Raw genomic sequence first — 19028 nt, 5'->3', positions numbered from 1 at the left:
TTTATACCTATATCAAACAATCTTATTCCTACACCTTCAACTCCACTATAAAGAGCGGTTCTCATATCTCTAGTTATAAAAACCAGTTCTTCTAGAAGAAAAAAAGGAGCAAGAAAAATCAATAGAGGAAAGCAGTGCTGATAAAGAAAAGAAGGATAAAGATAATGGAAAGGATAGAAAATAATATTAAGTTAATAGTATAACAAATATTACAGTATCATTACAAAATGAAAAAAAAGTTGCAAAAAATTTATATTTCCAATATACTATTAAGGAAGAATAAAATACCAAGAAGGAGGTCGTGGCTGTGAAAACTTTATTTATTTTTAATGAAGTGATGTTTAATAACTTTTATAACAATAAAATTTTAGATACACGACCTGTGACAAAACTTTAATTTTGGTAGTATTATTATGTGTATATGCCATAGGTAATGTGTATTATTACCTATGGCTTTTTATGTGTAAGTATAGATTTATACATATTTTATGTTTTATGGAGCCATGGGTGTATGCCTATGGCTCTTTATTATATTTAAAAGGAGGAGTATTATGGTTAAATTATTTAAAAAGTTAATGTTACTGAAGAAAAATTACGAATATTGGGAGGATTCTGGTTAGTTTAAAATTTATTGTTTGTAATTGGGACTAATAAGGAGGTAATGTCATTGAAGAAGATTAGATTATTATGGGACTTTATGAAGGGAAATAGATTAATATATGTAGGAGCTGTTTTAAGCATTGGGCTTGCAACACTTTTTACAATATTAATTCCTATAGTGATAAGAACTACAATAGATTCTATTATAGGAGATAAACCCTTTGATTTGCCTGATTGGGGACTTGATATTATAACTTACTTAGGTGGTAAAGAGTCTTTAATGGATAAATTATGGTTATGTACCATTGCATTAGTGGGGTTAACTATATTAAGAGGAATATTTTTGTTTTTAAAGGGAAAATGGTCAGCGGTCGCTTCAGAGTCAATAGCTAAAAATATGAGGGAAAAGTTGTATGACCATCTACAGCATCTTCCATATGATTATCATGTAAAGGCGGAAACTGGAGATTTAATTCAACGTTGTACGTCAGATGTAGATACTATAAGGAGATTTTTAGCTATTCAATTTGTTGAGATTGGTAGAGCTATATTTATGATAGGGTTAGTATCGGCTATAATATTTTCACTAAATGTTAAGCTGGCATTTATAGCAATATCATTTACACCGATTATATTTGTTTTTGCAGTGATATTTTTCAATAAAATTACAACTTCATTTAAATTGGCTGATGAAGCTGAAGGGAAGATGTCCACTGTACTTCAAGAGAATTTAACAGCCATGAGGGTAGTAAGGGCCTTTGCAAGGGAGAGATATGAGGTAGATAAGTTTGAAGATAAAAGTTCTGAATATAGGGACTTGGTCTATAATGTTATAAGAAATTTTGCTTTTTATTGGTCACTATCTGACCTTTTATGTCTATTACAAATAGGAGCTGTATTAGTTGTAGGCTCATATTGGGCATCTACAGGGGTTATAACCCTTGGAACACTGGTGTTATTTACATCCTATGAAGGTATGTTATTGTGGCCTGTTAGACAATTGGGAAGAATATTATCAGATATGGGTAAATCTCTAGTTTCATTAGAGCGTATTAGTGAAATATTAGATACATCTATAGAAGAAGCTAGAAAAGAGGAGAAAAAGCCAAATATAAAAGGTGATATTTCCTTCAAAAACGTGTACTTTGAATATGAAGAAAATAAACCCATATTAAAGAATATATCATTTGATGTTAAGAAGGGACAGACAGTTGCAATAATGGGTCAAACTGGTTCAGGAAAATCTTCATTGGTACACCTATTATCAAGGCTATACGATTATAATAGGGGTTCTATTAAGATTGACGGAATAGAACTAAGGGACATTAATAAAAAGTGGATACGTAAGAATGTGGGATTAGTTCTTCAAGAGCCGTTCCTATTTTCTAAAAATATAAAAGAGAATATAGGTCTAGCCAAGAAGAATGTAAAGGAAGCAGAAGTATTTGAAGCAGCTAGAATAGCAGCTGTTCATGATGTTATAGTTGATTTTGAAAAGGGATATGATACAGCAGTGGGAGAAAAGGGAGTTACCCTTTCAGGAGGACAAAAACAAAGGCTTGCAATAGCTAGAACTCTTGTTAATGACCATCCTATATTGGTGTTTGATGACTCGTTAAGTGCAGTAGACACAGAGACAGATACAGCAATAAGAAAAGCATTAAAGGAAAGAAATAAAAATGTAACTACTTTTATTATATCCCATCGTGTATCAACACTATCAGAGGCAGATATGATAATTGTATTGGATAAGGGTAGACTTGTTCAGCAAGGAACCCACGAAGAGTTAATAACGAAAGAAGGTTTATATAAAAGGGTTTGGACTATTCAAAATGCGTTAGAAGAAGAAGTGGATAAGATAGTCTAAAGGAAGGGAGATGACATCTTGAGTGCATATAAAGAAAAAGAATATACAAAAAAAATTGATTTTGGACTTTGGAAAAAGTTAATCAAGTATCTAAAGCCCTATAGAAAGCAGTTAATAGCCCTGGGATTTGTAATGATAGGGGTTGCGGGAATAGACGTACTATTTCCATATATGACTAAGTATGCCATAGATAATTTTGTTGTTCCAGGTGATATAACTGGATTAAAGAAATTTGCTTTAATCTATGTAGTATTAATAGTTGTGCAAGCGGTAAATGTATTTTTACTAATATCACTGGCAGGAAAAGTTGAAACAGGACTTCCCTATGATATTAGAAAAAAGGGATTTAAAAAGCTACAGGAGTTATCATTTTCATATTATGATAAGACTCCAATAGGTTGGATGATGGCTAGACTGACATCGGATACAAGACGATTAGGTGAAATTTTATCATGGGGACTAGTGGACTCGGTTTGGGGAGTTACAATGATGATAGGGATAGCAGCAATAATGTTTTATCAAAGTCCTAAATTGGCATTGATCTCACTATCGGTGGTACCTGTTTTGGTGGTTATAAGTATATATTTCCAGAAAAAGATATTAAAAGCCTATAGACAAGTTAGAAAAACAAATTCCCAGATAACAGGTTCCTTTAATGAAGGTATAAGTGGAGCTAAAACTACTAAAACACTGGTAAGGGAAGAAGAGAACTTAAATGAGTTTCAATCAGTAACATCTAAAATGAGAAGATCATCTGTTAGAGCTGCGGTATTCTCATCACTGTTTCTACCTATAGCATTAACCCTCGGAAGTATAGGGACTGGATTGGCATTATGGTTTGGTGGAAATAGTGTAATAATAAAAACCATTAGTTATGGTACGTTGGTTTTATTTATAAACTATACAACTCAATTTTTCGAGCCAGTTAGGGAATTGGCGAGAATACTTGCTGAACTTCAAGCGGCTCAAGCCTCGGCAGAGAGAGTGGTATCTCTTATAGAAACAGAACCAGAAATAACCGATACTAAGGAGGTTATTGGGATATATGGAGATGTATTTAATCATAAAAGGGAAAATTGGCCTAAGATTAATGGAGATATTAAATTTGAAAATGTTACATTTGAATATAAAGGTGGAGAGAAGGTTTTAGAAAACTTCAATTTAGAGATTAGAGCAGGGGAAACAATAGCCTTAGTGGGTGAAACTGGATCTGGTAAAAGTACCATAGTTAATCTAGCATGTAGATTTTATGAGCCCACAGAGGGTCGTATATTGATCGATGGAGTAGACTATAGAGAACGTTCATTGGGATGGCTCCATGCTAATCTTGGATATGTTCTTCAAAGTCCCCACTTATTTAGTGGCCCCATAAGGGAAAATATAGAATATGGTAGTTTAGATGCTAATGAAATAGATATAATAAGAGCAGCAAAATTGGTTAATGCCCACGAATTTATTTCAAATTTAGAAAATGGATATGATACTGAAGTTGGAGAAGGGGGAGGTAGGTTATCAACAGGAGAAAAACAACTTATTTCCTTCGCAAGAGCTATAATATCAGACCCATCTATTTTTGTACTAGATGAAGCTACATCTTCAATAGATACAGAAACTGAAGGGAAAATTCAAGAGGCAATAGACACTGTACTAGAAGGACGAACCAGCTTTATTATAGCCCATAGATTATCGACAATAGTATCAGCTGATCGTATATTAGTTCTTAAAAAAGGTAAAATAATAGAAGAAGGAAAACATGAAGAATTATTAAAGAACAAAGGATACTATTATAGACTTTATACTAATCAGTTTAAAGAAGAAAAGGAAAAAGTTATATAGAGTTTAAATTGAAGCATAAGTTTAAGTCTTAGTCTTAGTAAAAGAATTTTGCCATAGGCAAAATTCTTTTCTGATTTACTTGGACTTAACCTTAGACTTAGACTAAAAGGGGTTATATATTTCCCATTATGCTAATAATATAATATAATAATAATAGATAAATTTTGTTGAGGGGAGTAATTATTATGCCTTTTACTATTGTTGGTGGACCGTTAGATATTGTGATAGTTATAATTGCTGTTGTATTAATATTAAAATTGGCGAAGGAAGCATTGGTATTGGCTATTAAAGTAGGGGTATTAGCTGCTATAGTTTATTATTTATACAATTATACTAATTTATTTCAATATGTATGGAGCTTTATAGAAGGATTATAAATAGATTTTAAGGATGGTTTTTATGGCTAAAGTAACTAAGATAGAAGTACAAAAGAAAAACGAAAATAGGGTTAATATATATTTAGATGGGGAATTTTTTATTGGTACCTTTAAAGAAATAATATATAAACTTAATATTAGAAAAGATACTGATGTAGATGAAGAAAGTTACATAAAGGCTAAGAACAAGGCTTATAGTATACTTAATAGGGCAATGCAAAGTGAAAAGCAACTTAGATATAAACTATTTAAAAGGGAATTTAGTGAGGAGACTATTGATAGGGTTATATCTAAGCTAAAGGAATACAAGATGATAAATGATAATGAGATGGCAAAAAGCATAGTACGGGATAAGAAAAAGTTTAAAAAATACGGAAGAAAAAGAATACAACAAGACTTATATAAGAAAAAGATAGATAAAGATTTAATAGATAATGCTTTAGAAGATGAACTGGATAGTGAAGAAGAATATGAAAATGCCTTATATTTGGCAAAGAAAAAATTAAAAAAAATAAAAGATACTGATAAAAGAAAAGTTTATCAAAAACTAGGAAGACATTTGGCTTATAAGGGATTTGAATATGATATAGTAAGTAAAGTTATCAGAGAAGTATTGGATATGTAAAGATAATTAAGTATATTATTTCTAAAAAGTAGCAAAATAATATATACATAACAAAGTCACCTTCGGTGTTTCTTTGTTGGTACAGAGTACAAGATGCATTATACAATTTATAATGGATAATTGACAGTAGACAGTAGAGGACAAATCAGCCAAAACTGATTTGTAATATAATATTTTATGAACAAAGTGAATAAAATTACCTTAATTGTCCATTGTCAACTGCCAATTAAATTAAGGATAAGGTGACTAATATATTATGAAATTTTTAGAAATAATACTTCAAACCTTTTTAGCCTTTTTTACTATACTTATTATTACTAGACTTTTAGGAAGACAGCAGATTTCCCAGCTATCCCTACATGAGTATATAAATGGAATAACCTTTGGCTCTATAGCGGCCACTTTAGCTACAGATTTAGATCAACATACCTATCAACACTTAATTGGTTTAATATTATTTGGAGTTTTAACAGGTCTTGTTTCCTACATATCAATTAAGAATAGAAAGTTTAGAAAAATTATATCGGGAGAACCTATTTTGGTAATACAACATGGAAAGATATTGGAGGCTAATTTAAAGAGGGCGAAGTATAGCATAGATGAATTTAATGAACTGTTAAGGGAAAAAGATTGCTTTTCACCTTCAGATGTGGAATATGGAATCCTTGAAAAAAATGGCAAATTAAGTGTAATAAAATCTGAGACTAAAAGGGAAGTAACCTTAGGGGATATAGGGATAGTCCCTAAGGAACAGGCTTCGATATCAACAGAGATAATTATTGGAGGACAGATTATTTATCAGAATTTAGAGAAGAGAGAATTAACAGGTAAAGAACTGATTAATCAATTAAAATGTTTTAATGTAAAAAGAATAGAAGAAGTCATGTATGCATCAATCGATGAAAATGGAAAACTCTATGTAGATAAGTTTGATGATAATATAAAAGATAATACAAACCTTGAAGAAAAAAAGAATAGAGAACAAAGAACTATAAATAAAGAATAGAGAATAGATAAGGTGCAAAGTGGCCAGAGGCCACTTTGTTTTTTGATTGGATAATAGTACCTTCAACCAAAGTCGAAGGTACTATTTCGTTGTTGGGGTATTCGCAATCCCCCAACCTATATAATTAAATTTTACGAACGAAGTGAGTAAAATAACCATATCTATTCTTTATTCTTTATTATTCATTCTTTATATCTAGGTTTCTTTCCTTTTAAAAATGGGGGTTATCGTGTTATAATGTATATATTGTAGAATATAGTCACTATGGGAGTGAAGTTAATGAATAATGACAGAAATGCTAGATATAAAAGGAGAAAAAGAAGGAAAATTATAAGAAGGTTTGTAGTAATAGGTGGAATAGTCTTAGTGGTTGCTTTACCTTTCTATAGAGTTGTTTCTGAGGATAAAACACAAGAGGTATCTAGTGAAGAGAGCAATGAAGTCTCTGATATAGTTGATAATAAATTGGACAAGCCAAAAGATGATATTGATAAAGTTGGAAATAAAGGTATCAATAGTGATAATAAAGATAAGAAAGAGGAAAAAATATCTTTAAAAGACACAGTGGAAATAGATAATAATGGAAACAAGATTATAAAAGATCCCAACGATGTACTAGTTTTGGCCAATAAAGAAAGGGAATTATCATCTGATTATATTCCAAAGGATTTAATTATACCAAATGTTAGGTTTCCATTTGAAGAAAACCTCCCTAAAAAGCAAATGAGGGAAGTGGCGGCAAAGGCTTTAGAAAAACTATTTGATGCTGCTAATAAAGAAACAATTCATTTGTTTGCTACATCGGGATACCGTTCCTATGATAGACAAAAAAATCTATTTAACTATTATACCAAACAACATGGAGAAGAGGCTGCAAATAAATTTAGTGCTAAGCCAGGACAGAGTGAACATCAAACTGGATTAGCTATGGATGTAACAAGTCAAAGTGTTGGTTTTAATCTAACTGAAGATTTTGGACAAGTAGTAGAAGGTAAATGGTTAAAAGAAAATGCCCATAGATTTGGTTTTATAATTAGATATCCTAAAGGAAAAGAAGGTATCACGGGGTATCAATATGAACCATGGCATATAAGATATGTGGGAAAAGAAGTAGCTAAAGATATATATGAAAATAATTTAACATTAGAAGAATACTACAAAGAATACTAAAAAATCATGTCTATAGACATGATTTTTTAGTATTCTTTGAATTACAAATTACAAATTATAAATTTTAAATTATAAATTACAAATGAAAAGCAAAACCCAGTTGGAGGATTACGAATCCCCAACAACTAAAAAAGCAGAAAGCTATGTCCTAGGACATAGCTTTTATCTCTCCTCTATCAATTCTCAACTCTCCTCTATTGAAGTCCCAATTCTTTACGTTTTTTCTCAATATGATCTTTATATATTTCTATGGTTTTTTCTGCATCCATTTCTACTACTACTTTTCCAAGTCCTAAAGTCTCTGTGGTTTCGGTTAATGTTTTAACCACTAGGTCACTACCTGTTATTGAAGGAACGGGGGCTACATGAACAAGCCATCCAAGGGCAACAGCGGTGCAGGCATCCGCCACAGCTTTTTGTTCTAGATATTCTGGAGCACCTATAACTAATGGTAACTTGTTTGTATCAACATTAAGGGCATCAGCCAATTCCTTTGCTGTGTGGGTCATTTTACCTATATCAACGCAGGCACCATAAGTAAGTACAGGTGGGATACCAAGCTGTTTACACACAGCTTTTAGTCCTTCTCCCGCTTCATCGGCAGCCTTAGGATTAGTTAGTCCAGTATATTCCATTACTGCTGAAGTACATCCTCCAGATAGTACCAATATATTATTTTCTATCAAACCTTTAGTTATTTTAAAGATATTGCTACCACCTTGACCATATCTTGCAGTAGTACAGCCTACGATAGTTGCTATACCTCTAATATTACCATTTGCTATTTGCTCAATAAGGGGATCAAAACTGCCACCTAAAGCTTTTTTTACAGATTCTGTACTAAAACCAACCATAGCATCGGAAATATGGGGAGGAATATAGGTTTTTTTATTTTTTTCTTTACGCTTTTTAAAGGATTCTATAGCTTTATCCAAGGCTTTTTTAGCTTGTTCTGCCATCTTTTCTGGAACAAAGTCTAGTGTTTCTGTTCCTTGGAGTTTAATAACAGGGTGGGTACTCAATAACTTTGTACCAAACTTTTTGGCATATAGGGGCATAGTAGGTACAGTACAGTTATAATCAAACATAAATAAATCTACTACACCAGTTGCTAATAAATATTCTTGGGATAGCCATTCTCCTTCTTGACCTCCATAACTTTTCTGGTCATGGGTGCCTTCATAGTTTATTAGTTGTTGACCTTCACAAACATGACCAAGGATTTGCATTCCATCTGCTCCTGCTTCTTTAGCCTTTTGTTGCCATTCATCACTGGATGCCAAATCTATAGCAACATGGGCAAGTAGGGGCATATGACCGTTTGTAATTATATTAATCATATTTTCCTTAAGAAGTCCCATATTTTGTTGTTTCATAGATATTTCTTGGGTTCCCATTAATATTTCTTGAATTATGTCTAAAAGGAATAAACCTTGATACTCATTTGCCACACCTTGACGTACACTATTTAACAAAAACTCAACGGGGTCTGATCTAAAGTTAGTCATACAACTCGTTTGGGCATAGGCTACTTCACTATATCCTCCACCGGGGAATAATCCTAATTTCCTCCATAATTCTTTACGTTTAGTAGGAGCGAAGGCTTCTACCGCCTTTGATTCTATGTGATATGGGCTATGAATATCATTCATTACCCAATCTGCAAAATCTATTGCTAATTGGTTTATAGGTTTATTAGCATCAAGACCTGCCATATCGGCATATTTTTTTAATTTTTCCGGATCCCTTATTTTTAAGCCACTTTCAGGGTGCTCTCCAGCTGCTTTTAATGTCCTTGCAGCCTGATGGGCATGGAATATATTAGCAGATGTTCCTATTGTAACATGTCTATATACAAAATTTCGTGCAACCATAGTATGGGCATCTACACCACAAACTCCCCTAGGGGTTTTAGGACTTATTCTACAGGGACCATTGGCACATAACTGACATGATAATCCTTCAACACAAAATTTACATTGAATAGGTTGTTGTTCTGAGAATCTATCGAAAACATTTGTCATACCCTCTTTATTAACGGCTTGATACATTTCCCGCATGGCAGGGTCTATAATAATATTTAAGGGATAGCCATCCTTAGATTGGTCATCTTTTTTTATATGCTCTCTTTGCCATTTATGGACTTCTTCCATAGAAGGGGACTTATCTATACTGTTATAATCAAAGTCTACAGATTCATGTAAATCTTTATGTAACTCAGGGTCATTAAAATCCTCTGATTTAAGTTGTGACCCTAAAGTTTTATTATCCCCCCTCATTCTTTCAGCACTTTTTTTATAAGAATTTTTAATATCTTTATCGGACATAAAAAAACCTCCTTTTTGGTCATTAATGAATTTTGAGTTTTAATATATAGCTGTTTAGGATTTAGAAATTCTAACATATAGTTGCTTAGGATTTAGAAATTCTAGCATATAGTTGCTTAGGATTTAGAAGTTCTAATATATAGTTGCTGGGGGATTCGTAATCCCCCAGCTTACCGTTTACTTTATTATTTCAAAAAAAGATACTATATATACAATAAAAACTAAATTTTGCTATGTTTATATACATAATTTTGAGGGTAAATAGTAGGTTGTTAGATTAATAAGTAGAAAGGAGACAAGTATATGAAGCATATAAGTAAACTAAGTAGTAAAATAACAATATTTTTTATAGTAATAATACTAATTACTTTATTAAGTGTTGCTATACCTAGCTATACAACAATAGTAGGTGAGTCAAATGATATATTATCTCAACAATTGAATCAAAGAGTAGTTTGTGCTTGGGATGTGGCCCAGGGCTTAAAAGATAATTCTACAACTAGTGAACAGGGGAGAGAGGCATTTGCCAAATATATTATATCTAGGATTGTAGGAGATAATGGATATGGATATGCCCTAGGAACAGAAGGACAAGTTATATTTCATCCAAATGATGAATTGATAGGACAGAATATGGGAGATGAAAAATTTGTACAAGATATAATATCAGATAAAGAATATTTTGAAAATAATAGTTATGGAAGTGTAAAAGTAAGGCAAACAGATTATAAGTGGAATGGAGAAGAGAAGTTTTCTTACTATACATATTATGAACCTTGGGATATGTTTATAGTGTTAAGTGGGGAATATAGAGACTTTACTGCTGCTAGGGATAATGGATTATTGATTCTAGGAGGAGTAGGACTAGCTATATTAATAATATCATCAATAGTTGTTTATTATATTTCTAAAAAATACACAAAATCAATTAGCAAGATATCTAATGCAATGGAAGAGGTAGAACAGGGTAATTTAGATATAGACCATATTGAGGTTAATACAAAGGATGAAATAAGTATAATGGCTAGAGGGTTTAATTCAATGGTGGATAGTCTAAGAACTTTAACTAATAGAGTAAAGAAAAGTGCTAAAAAATTAGATGATTCAATATATAGTGTAACCAATGGGGTTAATGAAACAGTTGCAAATTCTGATAGAGTTGCTCAATCTATAGAAGAAATAGCATCTGCAAGTAATTCATTGGCCCAAGAAATAGAAGGAGGAACCATGTCAGTAAAGGACATATCAGATTCTACTATAGATACAAATGAATCGGCTAAGAGAATGAAAGAGATAACCGATAATCTAACTAAGCATATTAAAAAGAGTTCTAATATAACAAAGGCACTATCGGAAAAATCTAATGAAACTGAAAATAACTTTAGTATGGTATCTAAAAATGTACATTTATTAAAGGAACAATCTTTGAAGATAACCGATGTTACAGAGGTTATAAGGTCTATTTCAGAACAAACTAATATGTTAGCATTAAATGCCGCCATAGAATCGGCTAGGGCTGGAGAATATGGTAAGGGCTTTTCAGTTGTTGCTGAGGAGATAAGAAAGCTGTCTCAACAGACTTCTGAGCAAACCGATGCCATATCAGAAGTAATAGGAAAAGTTCAAGAAGAGATAGATGATATAGTGCAGAATGTAGATGATACAAATAGGGTACTTGATAAACAAAGTAAGATAGTAGGTAGTACGGAAAGAACATTTAATAATATAGAGAAATTAACTAAAGAAATGGTGGATAATATAGAGGTTGTTACAGAAAAGATAAGTAGAATAGCAGATAATTCTGACTCTACATTATCAATGATAGAAAGTATTTCAGCCACAGGGGAAGAAACAGCAGCCAGTGCCCAACAAGTAAGCGATTTAACTGATAGTCAATTTGAGCAAATAAAAAATATAGGCACAACAATGTCTGGGCTTAAAGAATTATCTAAGGAGTTAGAAGATACGATTAAGAAGTTTGAAACAAATTAAACTTGGAAAAATTGACAGTTGACAATTGATAATTGACAGTTAAAGGTGATTTTACTCACTTTGTTCGTAAAATAAATTTTGATCATGTAGAGGGGAATTCATTCCCCGGTATAATAATGTGAATTAGTAGCAGGGGAACTACCAATCCTCCTGCTACTTTTCATTATCATTGTAACTTCAACCATACGGGAAGTACAGTAATACTAATGGCTAAAATTATTATAACAATCGATGCTGTTTTATTTTTTTCTTTTAACCAAATCATTTTAGCATATATTAACGTATAGTATGTTATATATAACGGTATTATCATAAATAACCATTGCAACATATTATCAATCCTTTATTTTATCAATATTTGCTGGGGATAATTCTTTTCCTATTCCCCTTAATATTATGTCATAATTGACTGTAATGTCAGCCTGAGGATAATTTTTCATCCAATTATATTTTGTATATTCATCCCAAGTACTAAATTTCTTTCTAACTTCTATTGACCAGCCAAAGGGTTCTCCATTAAATTTCTCTTGGGTCATTTTAATTAATTTCTTTGTTTTTTTATTTAGAGTTTTTTCTATTGAGGAAATAAGTAGCTTTTGTTTATCTAAATCTTCTATATAATCTATTCCACTGGGGATAGCTAATATATCGAATATTAATGGTACCTTTACATTAATAATTGGAGTAGAAGAATCTACATTTATATCTATAATAGTATCTTCATACTTTCCTACTCTAGTTGTTATTTTATACTTATCATTTAAAGGGTCATCGTAGGTTGTAATAATCTTTTCCATTCTATAGTTTGGTTGGAGGATTAATGAAATTCTGGTCTCTTCCCCAGTTAAAGTACCGATCATTTTCCCCTCTTTAAACACAGCTGAGCCAATTAATTCACCAGTTCCTCCCCCTTCTCTAGGTATTTCACCTGCCAAATATTGGTCTTCATTGTTTTTATTTTTATCACTAACATTGATAGTTGTACCATATACACTTAGATATAAGCCTGCATCTCCCTCTGTTTTTACTATAAAATCATTTATATTTGAGTAACCTACAAAGGCTGTGTCCCTCCATCGTTGGGATATAAGGCTATAGTATTTATGGGGTCTAGTTTCCAATGGAGAGTTAGTTAGATTTATAAACTCCGATGCTTTTTCTTTAGAGACTATGATAGTTGTATTTCTTCTTACCTGTCTATCCCTTACCATGGCATCAAGTATAGAAAAGGCCTTATCCTTTTTAGCTAACTTCTCACTTACAACTAATACTTGGGTGTGGGAAAAGGTAATCTCCCTAGTAATAGATGCATTGGCCATATCCTTACCAGCCATGGGACCAGGAGCCTTTACTGTTATAACTTCAAAGGGTTTTTCTTTGTCACTTTGGCCTATTGTTCCACCACCACCGCTTTGGGGATTGGCAATTTGATATGTAATGGAGATACCATCACCATCGAGGGTATCTAGACCAATGGCTATAACAAAGGCCTGTTCTTCTAATTCCTTTTTATCCCAACAACCTGTTAATGACAGTATAATTATTAACAATATGATAGGTTTTATATGTTTCATTTTTTTTTATCTCCTTTAACCTTATCTATTATCCATAATGCTACTGGTAATAATATAAGAAATAGCCAAGAATTTTGCATTATTATATATTTTTTAAAAAACAGAATGGTTTCAACTGGGTTTTCAAATATCATACCTACCATTATTATAAGAGCGGTAAAGGGCAATAACAATGGTTCAAACTCCTTTATTTTCATTGTATAACCAAAAAGGACAGTGGTTGCATACAAATAAAAGGCATATCTAATGGTAGCTCCGATAACCCAAAATGGAATAAAAAAGGCTTCTAATCCTGTAAAGAAACGTTCGGTACTTATAAACATTGTTAATTGATGAAATGGAAATGCTACATCACTAATAGGGGGATAGTCAAATACGGAAATATATATTATATAAAATAAAGTTAATTCAGTTATAGCTATACCCATACTTATGGTGTTTCCAAGTTTTAAGTCACGATGACTTCTTAAATAGGGATAAAACACTGTTATTATAAATAATTCAGCAAATATGGAAGTATTTCTTACTCCACTATGGATAAGTTTTTTTATACCTGGGCCCTGTAGTGGATATAAAAAATCTAGATTAATATCAGTTAGAGAAAATACTATAACCAATAAAAATGATACTTTTATTACTATAAAGAAAAACCAACTGGTTCTTGCAATATTTTCAAAGCCTCTATTTGCTATGAAATAGGAACCAAGAAATCCTAATACATAAAGGACTATTACAGGGGTATCGGTTAAAAACATTGTATTCATTATATCAATATAGTTTCTACTATTTGCAGCTGTTGATATAAACAATACAACGAATAATAAGAAGCATATAATAAACCCTAAATATTTACCCATTATTGTATAAATTAAATCTACTAGATTTTTATCTTTATACTTTTTTAATAGGGAGACTAAGAGAAATAAAGGTCCTATTATTAATATAATAGAAATAATAGGTACTATCCACCCTGCGTTCTTATTATCTTGAAAAATTATTGTAGCTGTCATATCTGTAATCTTAAAACCTATTGTTATACATGATAGAGATATTAGCTCTCTAAGTCCTATTTTTCCGTTAGTTTGTTTTATCACTGATTAGACCTCCCATTGGGCTGTTTTTTTCTAGTTACATCCTGAGGTCTTATATTAAAAGGGCGTAACCATTGTTTCCATATAGGTGGACGCATAATAGTATCCTTTGATGATCTGTAATGGGGCACAACCGGTGAAAAAAAGGATACTCCAAAGGACTTAATAGAACATAAATAGGAAATATAAACAGTTAAAAATACTGATATCCCAAAAAAACCAAAGGATACTGCAAAGGCTAGAAATAGAAATCGAGACATTCTAACCATAAAATTTGTACTGGTTTCTGGAATTACAAATGAGGATATCCCTGTTATTCCTACTACTATGACTAATATGGGACTCACTATACTGGCTTCAACTGCTGCTTGACCTAATATAAGTGCGCCCACTATACCGATGGTGGGACCTATGGTTGTAGGTACACGGATACCACCTTCCCTAACTAATTCAAAGGAGATTTCCATTATTAGAACCTCTATTATTACAGGAAAAGGTACTATTTCCCTTGTTGCTGCAAGGGCAAGAAGTAAATCTGCCGGTAGTGTTTCATGATGAAAATTAGTTACAGCAACATATACTGCAGGGGTTAAGAGGGCTACCCAAAAAGCAATCACTCTAATTATCCTAATAAAGTTACCATATGCCCATCTTTCATACATATCCTCAGCAGTATGAAAAAAGCTCCAAAATGTTACAGGTACTATTAGACATGCGGCAGAGTTATCTATAAGTACTACATGACCTTCATTTAAAAAAGCTGCTGCCCGGTCAGGACGTTCAGTATACAGAACAGTTGGAACCAGTGAATATGGCCTTTCTTCAATATGTTGTTCTAATATGCCTAGATTTTGTACCGTATCTGATTGGATTTCTAATAACCTTTTTTTTACTTCTTTAACTAAGTTAGGGTTAGCTATATCTTTAATATACATCATGGAAACTTGGGTCAATGTTCTTTCTCCAACAGTAACATCTTCAGTAATAAGTTTTTCATTTCTAAGTCTTTTTCTAATTAATGATCGATTGATTTCTTCAGATTCTATAAATGCTTCTTTAGGACCCTTTATAACCGTTTCCATTTGAGGCTGTTCTATTGCTCTATGATTTTGTCCAGCTGTATTTATTGATATGGCTTTATTATAGCCATCTATTAAAAGTAAGGTATTATCGGCCAGTATATATCTTATTACTTCTTTAAAATTATAAATTTCAGTGGCGCTTGCAGTTTGTAATATTTTTTTTGTAATGTCTTTAGGGGTTTTATTAGTGTCGTTTACTATATCTTCAGTCAAAAGGGGTTTAATTATTTGTTTTTCTATTTTGTCAATACCAACCATTCCAGCCATATACATAATAACCCCTTTTTTTTCTAGGGATTTTATGTATATATCACGGATAATAAAGTCTTTATTATTATCATAGGAAAATATATTCTTAATTTCCTTAAGGTTTTTATCTAGATTTTTATATAGAGGTTTTCCTTCAGATATTTTCTCTTTTCTCTGGCTTCCAGCTCTTATTTTTTTCTTAGATTTATTAAAAAATGAAAAAAGCTTTCCCATATAAATACCTCCATTTCCCTTATAATGTTTTATTATTTGATGTAAAGGTGTTATTATGCATTGGGAATATTACAAAATAGTTAACTATTTACAATTACAATCTTTTTGTAGGCACTGGACATGTCCAGTCCTTCCGTCGTAAGAAGAGGGGGATGATAGTTAACAGTTAATAGTTAATAGTTAAAAGATTAAAAACATAAAAGCATAAAAAACATAAAGATTAAAAGATAAAAGATAGAGTTTTAGTATAAATGTTTTTTGGGGTTGTATACTAATTGGTACAAATAATGATTGTTAATGGGGTGATTTTTTGAAGGTGGCTATAATGGGGGCGGGACTTTCTGGGCTTTCCTGTGCAATAGAGCTTGAGAAACATGGGATATATCCCACCATATTTGAAGATAGAAGGCAGGTTGGGGATAGATTTGTAAGTGGGGAGATATTTTTATCTATATTAAATAGACCTATACAGGATACCATGGCATATTTGTCTGAAAAGCATAATATATTTTTACATCCCACAAGTAATATAAAAAAATTAGATATATACTCTAAAAATAATAAATCAACAATAGAAGGGAAATTAGGTTTTACAAATATAAGGGGAAGACATAAAGAAGCTCTAGAGAAGCAGTTGGCTAAACAGGTAAAAAGTAAAATAATATTTAACTCTGATTATACTTATGAACAGCTACAAAGAGAATATACCCATATAATCTTGGCAACAGGTGATGCTGCCTATGCTTCCCAGTTACAGCGCTATAGAGAAGATTTGACAGTAACATTAAAAGGGGCAACGGTAGAGGGGAACTTTAATACAAAAGAAGTAATAGCCTGGTTAGACTATGACTTTGCTCCAAAGGGCTATGGTTATCTTATACCATATAATGAAAAGGAAGCAAATATTGTTATAGGATATCCCGATTATCCTGAAAATAGAAAAGAAAATTTAGAGCAGTTATGGGATAGGTTTTATAGTAGGGTATGTAAAGATTTAAATCAGAATATAAGGCTTACTGATAACTTTGAAATAACAAGATATATAGTTGGTATATGTGAAGAGCCTAGAATAGGGAATACATTTTTTGTGGGAAATTGTTTTGGTTCCATTATGCCTTTTTTAGGTTTTGGTCAACTAATGGCTATATTAACAGGAATATATGCAGCTAAGGATTTAGCTGGAGAGGGAAACTATATAAAATTAACTAAAGATTTAAGGAAGGATTATGAAATTTCTTTAACCTTTAGGCGTTATTTAGAGACATTAGATAATAATGATATAGATAATTTAGTTAGTAAGCTAGGTGGGAAAATAGGAGAGCGGTTATTTAATACAAAATTTGATCCATTAAAATATATGAGTTATCTATTAAAATTATTTACTAGAAATAATAAAAGACAAGTATAGGTTTAAATTAGTTGACAGTTAATAAATAATAGTTAATAGTGATAGTCTAAAGTGGCCTTATGGCCACTTTGTTTTAATCTTTCCTCTCTCCATTTTCAATTCTCTACTATAAAAAGGTGATTTTATGATTTGTGAAATAAATTTAATAATTTTTAATAGGATTTTAGTATATAATTAGGGAGTCGAAATATTATGTTGTAGGGAGGAATAAATATGGGGGAGATGACTAGCAAGGTTTCTAAAAAAAGGGTAAGAAAAAAAATCTATGGGATGATTTTGCCCATTGCAACTGAAAATATATTACAGATGACTGCTGGGTTTATATCCACTGGTATGCTTGGTAGAATAGGAAAAGTTGCAATAAGTTCTTTTGGGATAAGTGACAGAATTATAAAAATATTATGGGCTCTTTTCAAAGGTATAACAACAGGGGCATCGGTTTTTGTGGCCCAAGCCTATGGATCAAATAATTTAAAAAAATTAAGAAAAGTAGTTCAGCAGACACTATTATCAGTAATCATAGTAGGTATAGTTTTGCAACAAGTCATATTTTGGAATGCCCAAAGATTGTTACAATTTATATATGGACCTAAACCTGACATACTGCTTAATGCAGTTACATACTTAAAGACAGTATCTTGGGGGATACCTTTTTTAGGGATAATGTTAGTTGTAGCAGGAGTATTACAGGGAATGGGGAATGCAAGAACCCCTATGATTATAGCTTTTATAATGAACATATTTAATATTTGTTTTGGTTATGGACTTATATTTGGTAATTTCGGATTACCGGTTTTAGGTATCAAAGGAGCTGCCATGGCCATGGCTATAGGTCAATTTGTGGCTGCAATGATAGGACTTTATGTATTATTTAATAAAAAGGGTGTACTAGGGTCGCTATATAACGGTAATTTCTTTAAGATAGATATAAAGCAGATAGCATCTGTATATAAACTAGGGGCACCCACTGCATTTGAATCAATATTTTGGAATGTAGGGTCGATTTTATTAATTAGAGTTATACTAGGTTATGGAGATGTGGCTATGGCATCATATCAATTGGGACTTCAAGCAGAGGCTATATCCTATATGCCTGCTGCAGGATTTTCCATTGCCGCCACTGCTTTTATTGGGCAAGCTCTAGGAGCTAGAGATAAAAAATTGGGGAAAACCTATTTAAAAGAAACGATTAAAGGCTCTTTTATGGTTACAAGTATAAGTGTAATATTATTGGTATTTTTCCCAAAAGTAATATTAAGACTGTTAACCGATGAACAAGAGGTTATTAACTTAGGTGCAAAGTATTTGATACTAATGGGACTTGTACAAATACCACAAAATATGTCAGGAGTATTAAATGGAGCTTTAAGGGGTGCAGGTTATACAAGGGTACCTATGTTTGTGGCAGGAGTAGGTATATGGTTAATAAGAATACCATTTTCATATCTTCTAGCTTATATATTTGATTTAGGAATTATGGCAATATGGTCGGTTATGTGTGTTGACTTGGTAGTAAGATTTTTAATGAGTCTTACTTTGTATAAAAAGAAGGATATATATGAAACGGAACTGGTGTTTGAAGAGTAAATA

At 32.0% G+C, this 19028-nt stretch carries 14 protein-coding genes; 9 read left to right on the top strand and 5 right to left on the bottom strand.

The window, feature by feature from the left end:
* Positions 1-667: 667 nt before the first annotated feature.
* From V6137_RS06845 to V6137_RS06820, 6 genes are all read left to right on the top strand, one after another.
* Positions 668-2467 carry an ABC transporter ATP-binding protein gene (locus V6137_RS06845; RefSeq protein ID WP_425447152.1) on the top strand — a complete coding sequence of 600 codons (1800 nt, stop codon included), beginning with the start codon at positions 668-670 and terminating at the stop codon, positions 2465-2467.
* Between the two features lie 18 nt (positions 2468-2485).
* Positions 2486-4303, top strand: a complete 1818-nt coding sequence (locus V6137_RS06840) for an ABC transporter ATP-binding protein (protein WP_425447151.1) — start codon at positions 2486-2488, stop codon at positions 4301-4303.
* A gap of 185 nt (positions 4304-4488) precedes the next feature.
* Positions 4489-4680 (top strand): hypothetical protein, encoded by a 192-nt coding sequence (locus tag V6137_RS06835; RefSeq protein WP_425447150.1) that lies wholly within the window; start codon positions 4489-4491, stop codon positions 4678-4680.
* Between the two features lie 22 nt (positions 4681-4702).
* Positions 4703-5305 (top strand): regulatory protein RecX, encoded by a 603-nt coding sequence (locus V6137_RS06830; RefSeq protein WP_425447149.1) that lies wholly within the window; start codon positions 4703-4705, stop codon positions 5303-5305.
* 256 nt (positions 5306-5561) lie between these two features.
* Complete coding sequence (locus tag V6137_RS06825; RefSeq protein ID WP_425447148.1) at positions 5562-6311, top strand: DUF421 domain-containing protein; 750 nt, start codon at positions 5562-5564, stop codon at positions 6309-6311.
* Positions 6312-6590: 279 nt separating this feature from the next.
* The gene (locus tag V6137_RS06820; RefSeq protein ID WP_425447147.1) at positions 6591-7481 is read left to right on the top strand and encodes a M15 family metallopeptidase; all 891 of its coding nucleotides are present in this window, start codon (positions 6591-6593) and stop codon (positions 7479-7481) included.
* A 194-nt stretch (positions 7482-7675) separates the two neighbouring features.
* Here V6137_RS06820 and cooS read toward each other — a convergent pair whose 3' ends face one another.
* Entirely contained in the window at positions 7676-9808 is a 2133-nt protein-coding gene (gene cooS / locus V6137_RS06815) for an anaerobic carbon-monoxide dehydrogenase catalytic subunit (RefSeq protein WP_425447146.1), read from the bottom strand.
* A gap of 303 nt (positions 9809-10111) precedes the next feature.
* On the opposite strand from cooS, the gene V6137_RS06810 reads away from it, so the two are divergent.
* Positions 10112-11800, top strand: coding sequence for a methyl-accepting chemotaxis protein (locus V6137_RS06810; protein ID WP_425447145.1), 1689 nt, complete (start codon positions 10112-10114; stop codon positions 11798-11800).
* 166 nt (positions 11801-11966) lie between these two features.
* On the opposite strand, the gene V6137_RS06805 is transcribed toward V6137_RS06810, so the two are convergent.
* Genes V6137_RS06805 through V6137_RS06790 form a run of 4 tightly spaced genes read right to left on the bottom strand, consistent with a single transcriptional unit; the run spans position 11967 to position 16030 of the window.
* Positions 11967-12131: a hypothetical protein gene (locus tag V6137_RS06805; RefSeq protein WP_425447144.1), complete on the bottom strand. Its 165-nt coding sequence runs from the start codon at positions 12129-12131 to the stop codon at positions 11967-11969.
* A 4-nt stretch (positions 12132-12135) separates the two neighbouring features.
* The gene (locus V6137_RS06800; RefSeq protein ID WP_425447143.1) at positions 12136-13374 is read right to left on the bottom strand and encodes a Ger(x)C family spore germination protein; all 1239 of its coding nucleotides are present in this window, start codon (positions 13372-13374) and stop codon (positions 12136-12138) included.
* A complete protein-coding gene (locus tag V6137_RS06795) occupies positions 13371-14468 on the bottom strand; it encodes a GerAB/ArcD/ProY family transporter (protein WP_425447142.1) in 1098 nt (365 codons plus the stop codon). Before V6137_RS06795 ends, V6137_RS06800 begins: the two co-directional genes overlap by 4 nt.
* On the bottom strand, positions 14465-16030 hold the full coding sequence (locus tag V6137_RS06790) for a spore germination protein (protein ID WP_425447141.1): 1566 nt from the start codon (positions 16028-16030) through the stop codon (positions 14465-14467). Before V6137_RS06790 ends, V6137_RS06795 begins: the two co-directional genes overlap by 4 nt.
* A gap of 316 nt (positions 16031-16346) precedes the next feature.
* Here V6137_RS06790 and V6137_RS06785 point away from each other — a divergent pair, with 316 nt between their 5' ends.
* Complete coding sequence (locus V6137_RS06785; RefSeq protein ID WP_425447154.1) at positions 16347-17438, top strand: NAD(P)/FAD-dependent oxidoreductase; 1092 nt, start codon at positions 16347-16349, stop codon at positions 17436-17438.
* A gap of 213 nt (positions 17439-17651) precedes the next feature.
* Positions 17652-19025, top strand: a complete 1374-nt coding sequence (locus V6137_RS06780) for an MATE family efflux transporter (RefSeq protein WP_425447140.1) — start codon at positions 17652-17654, stop codon at positions 19023-19025.
* The last annotated feature ends 3 nt before the right edge of the window (positions 19026-19028 follow it).

It is taken from the genome of Dethiothermospora halolimnae (assembly GCF_037577855.1).
In the GTDB taxonomy this organism is placed as follows: Bacteria; Bacillota; Clostridia; order Tissierellales; family VENL01; genus Dethiothermospora; species Dethiothermospora halolimnae.
Note: the sequence above shows the minus strand (reverse complement) of the source record. Positions and strands in the feature narration are given on the sequence as shown.

Bases quoted from the DNA above. Each gene is read 5' to 3' on its own strand.
- cooS (WP_425447146.1), bottom strand. From the start codon at position 9,808: ATGTCCGATAAAGATATTAAAAATTCTTATAAAAAAAGTGCTGAAAGA.
- V6137_RS06830 (WP_425447149.1), top strand. From the start codon at position 4,703: ATGGCTAAAGTAACTAAGATAGAAGTACAAAAGAAAAACGAAAATAGG.
- V6137_RS06780 (WP_425447140.1), top strand. From the start codon at position 17,652: ATGGGGGAGATGACTAGCAAGGTTTCTAAAAAAAGGGTAAGAAAAAAA.
- V6137_RS06800 (WP_425447143.1), bottom strand. From the start codon at position 13,374: ATGAAACATATAAAACCTATCATATTGTTAATAATTATACTGTCATTA.
- V6137_RS06805 (WP_425447144.1), bottom strand. From the start codon at position 12,131: ATGTTGCAATGGTTATTTATGATAATACCGTTATATATAACATACTAT.
- V6137_RS06810 (WP_425447145.1), top strand. From the start codon at position 10,112: ATGAAGCATATAAGTAAACTAAGTAGTAAAATAACAATATTTTTTATA.
- V6137_RS06820 (WP_425447147.1), top strand. From the start codon at position 6,591: ATGAATAATGACAGAAATGCTAGATATAAAAGGAGAAAAAGAAGGAAA.
- V6137_RS06790 (WP_425447141.1), bottom strand. From the start codon at position 16,030: ATGGGAAAGCTTTTTTCATTTTTTAATAAATCTAAGAAAAAAATAAGA.
- V6137_RS06825 (WP_425447148.1), top strand. From the start codon at position 5,562: ATGAAATTTTTAGAAATAATACTTCAAACCTTTTTAGCCTTTTTTACT.
- V6137_RS06835 (WP_425447150.1), top strand. From the start codon at position 4,489: ATGCCTTTTACTATTGTTGGTGGACCGTTAGATATTGTGATAGTTATA.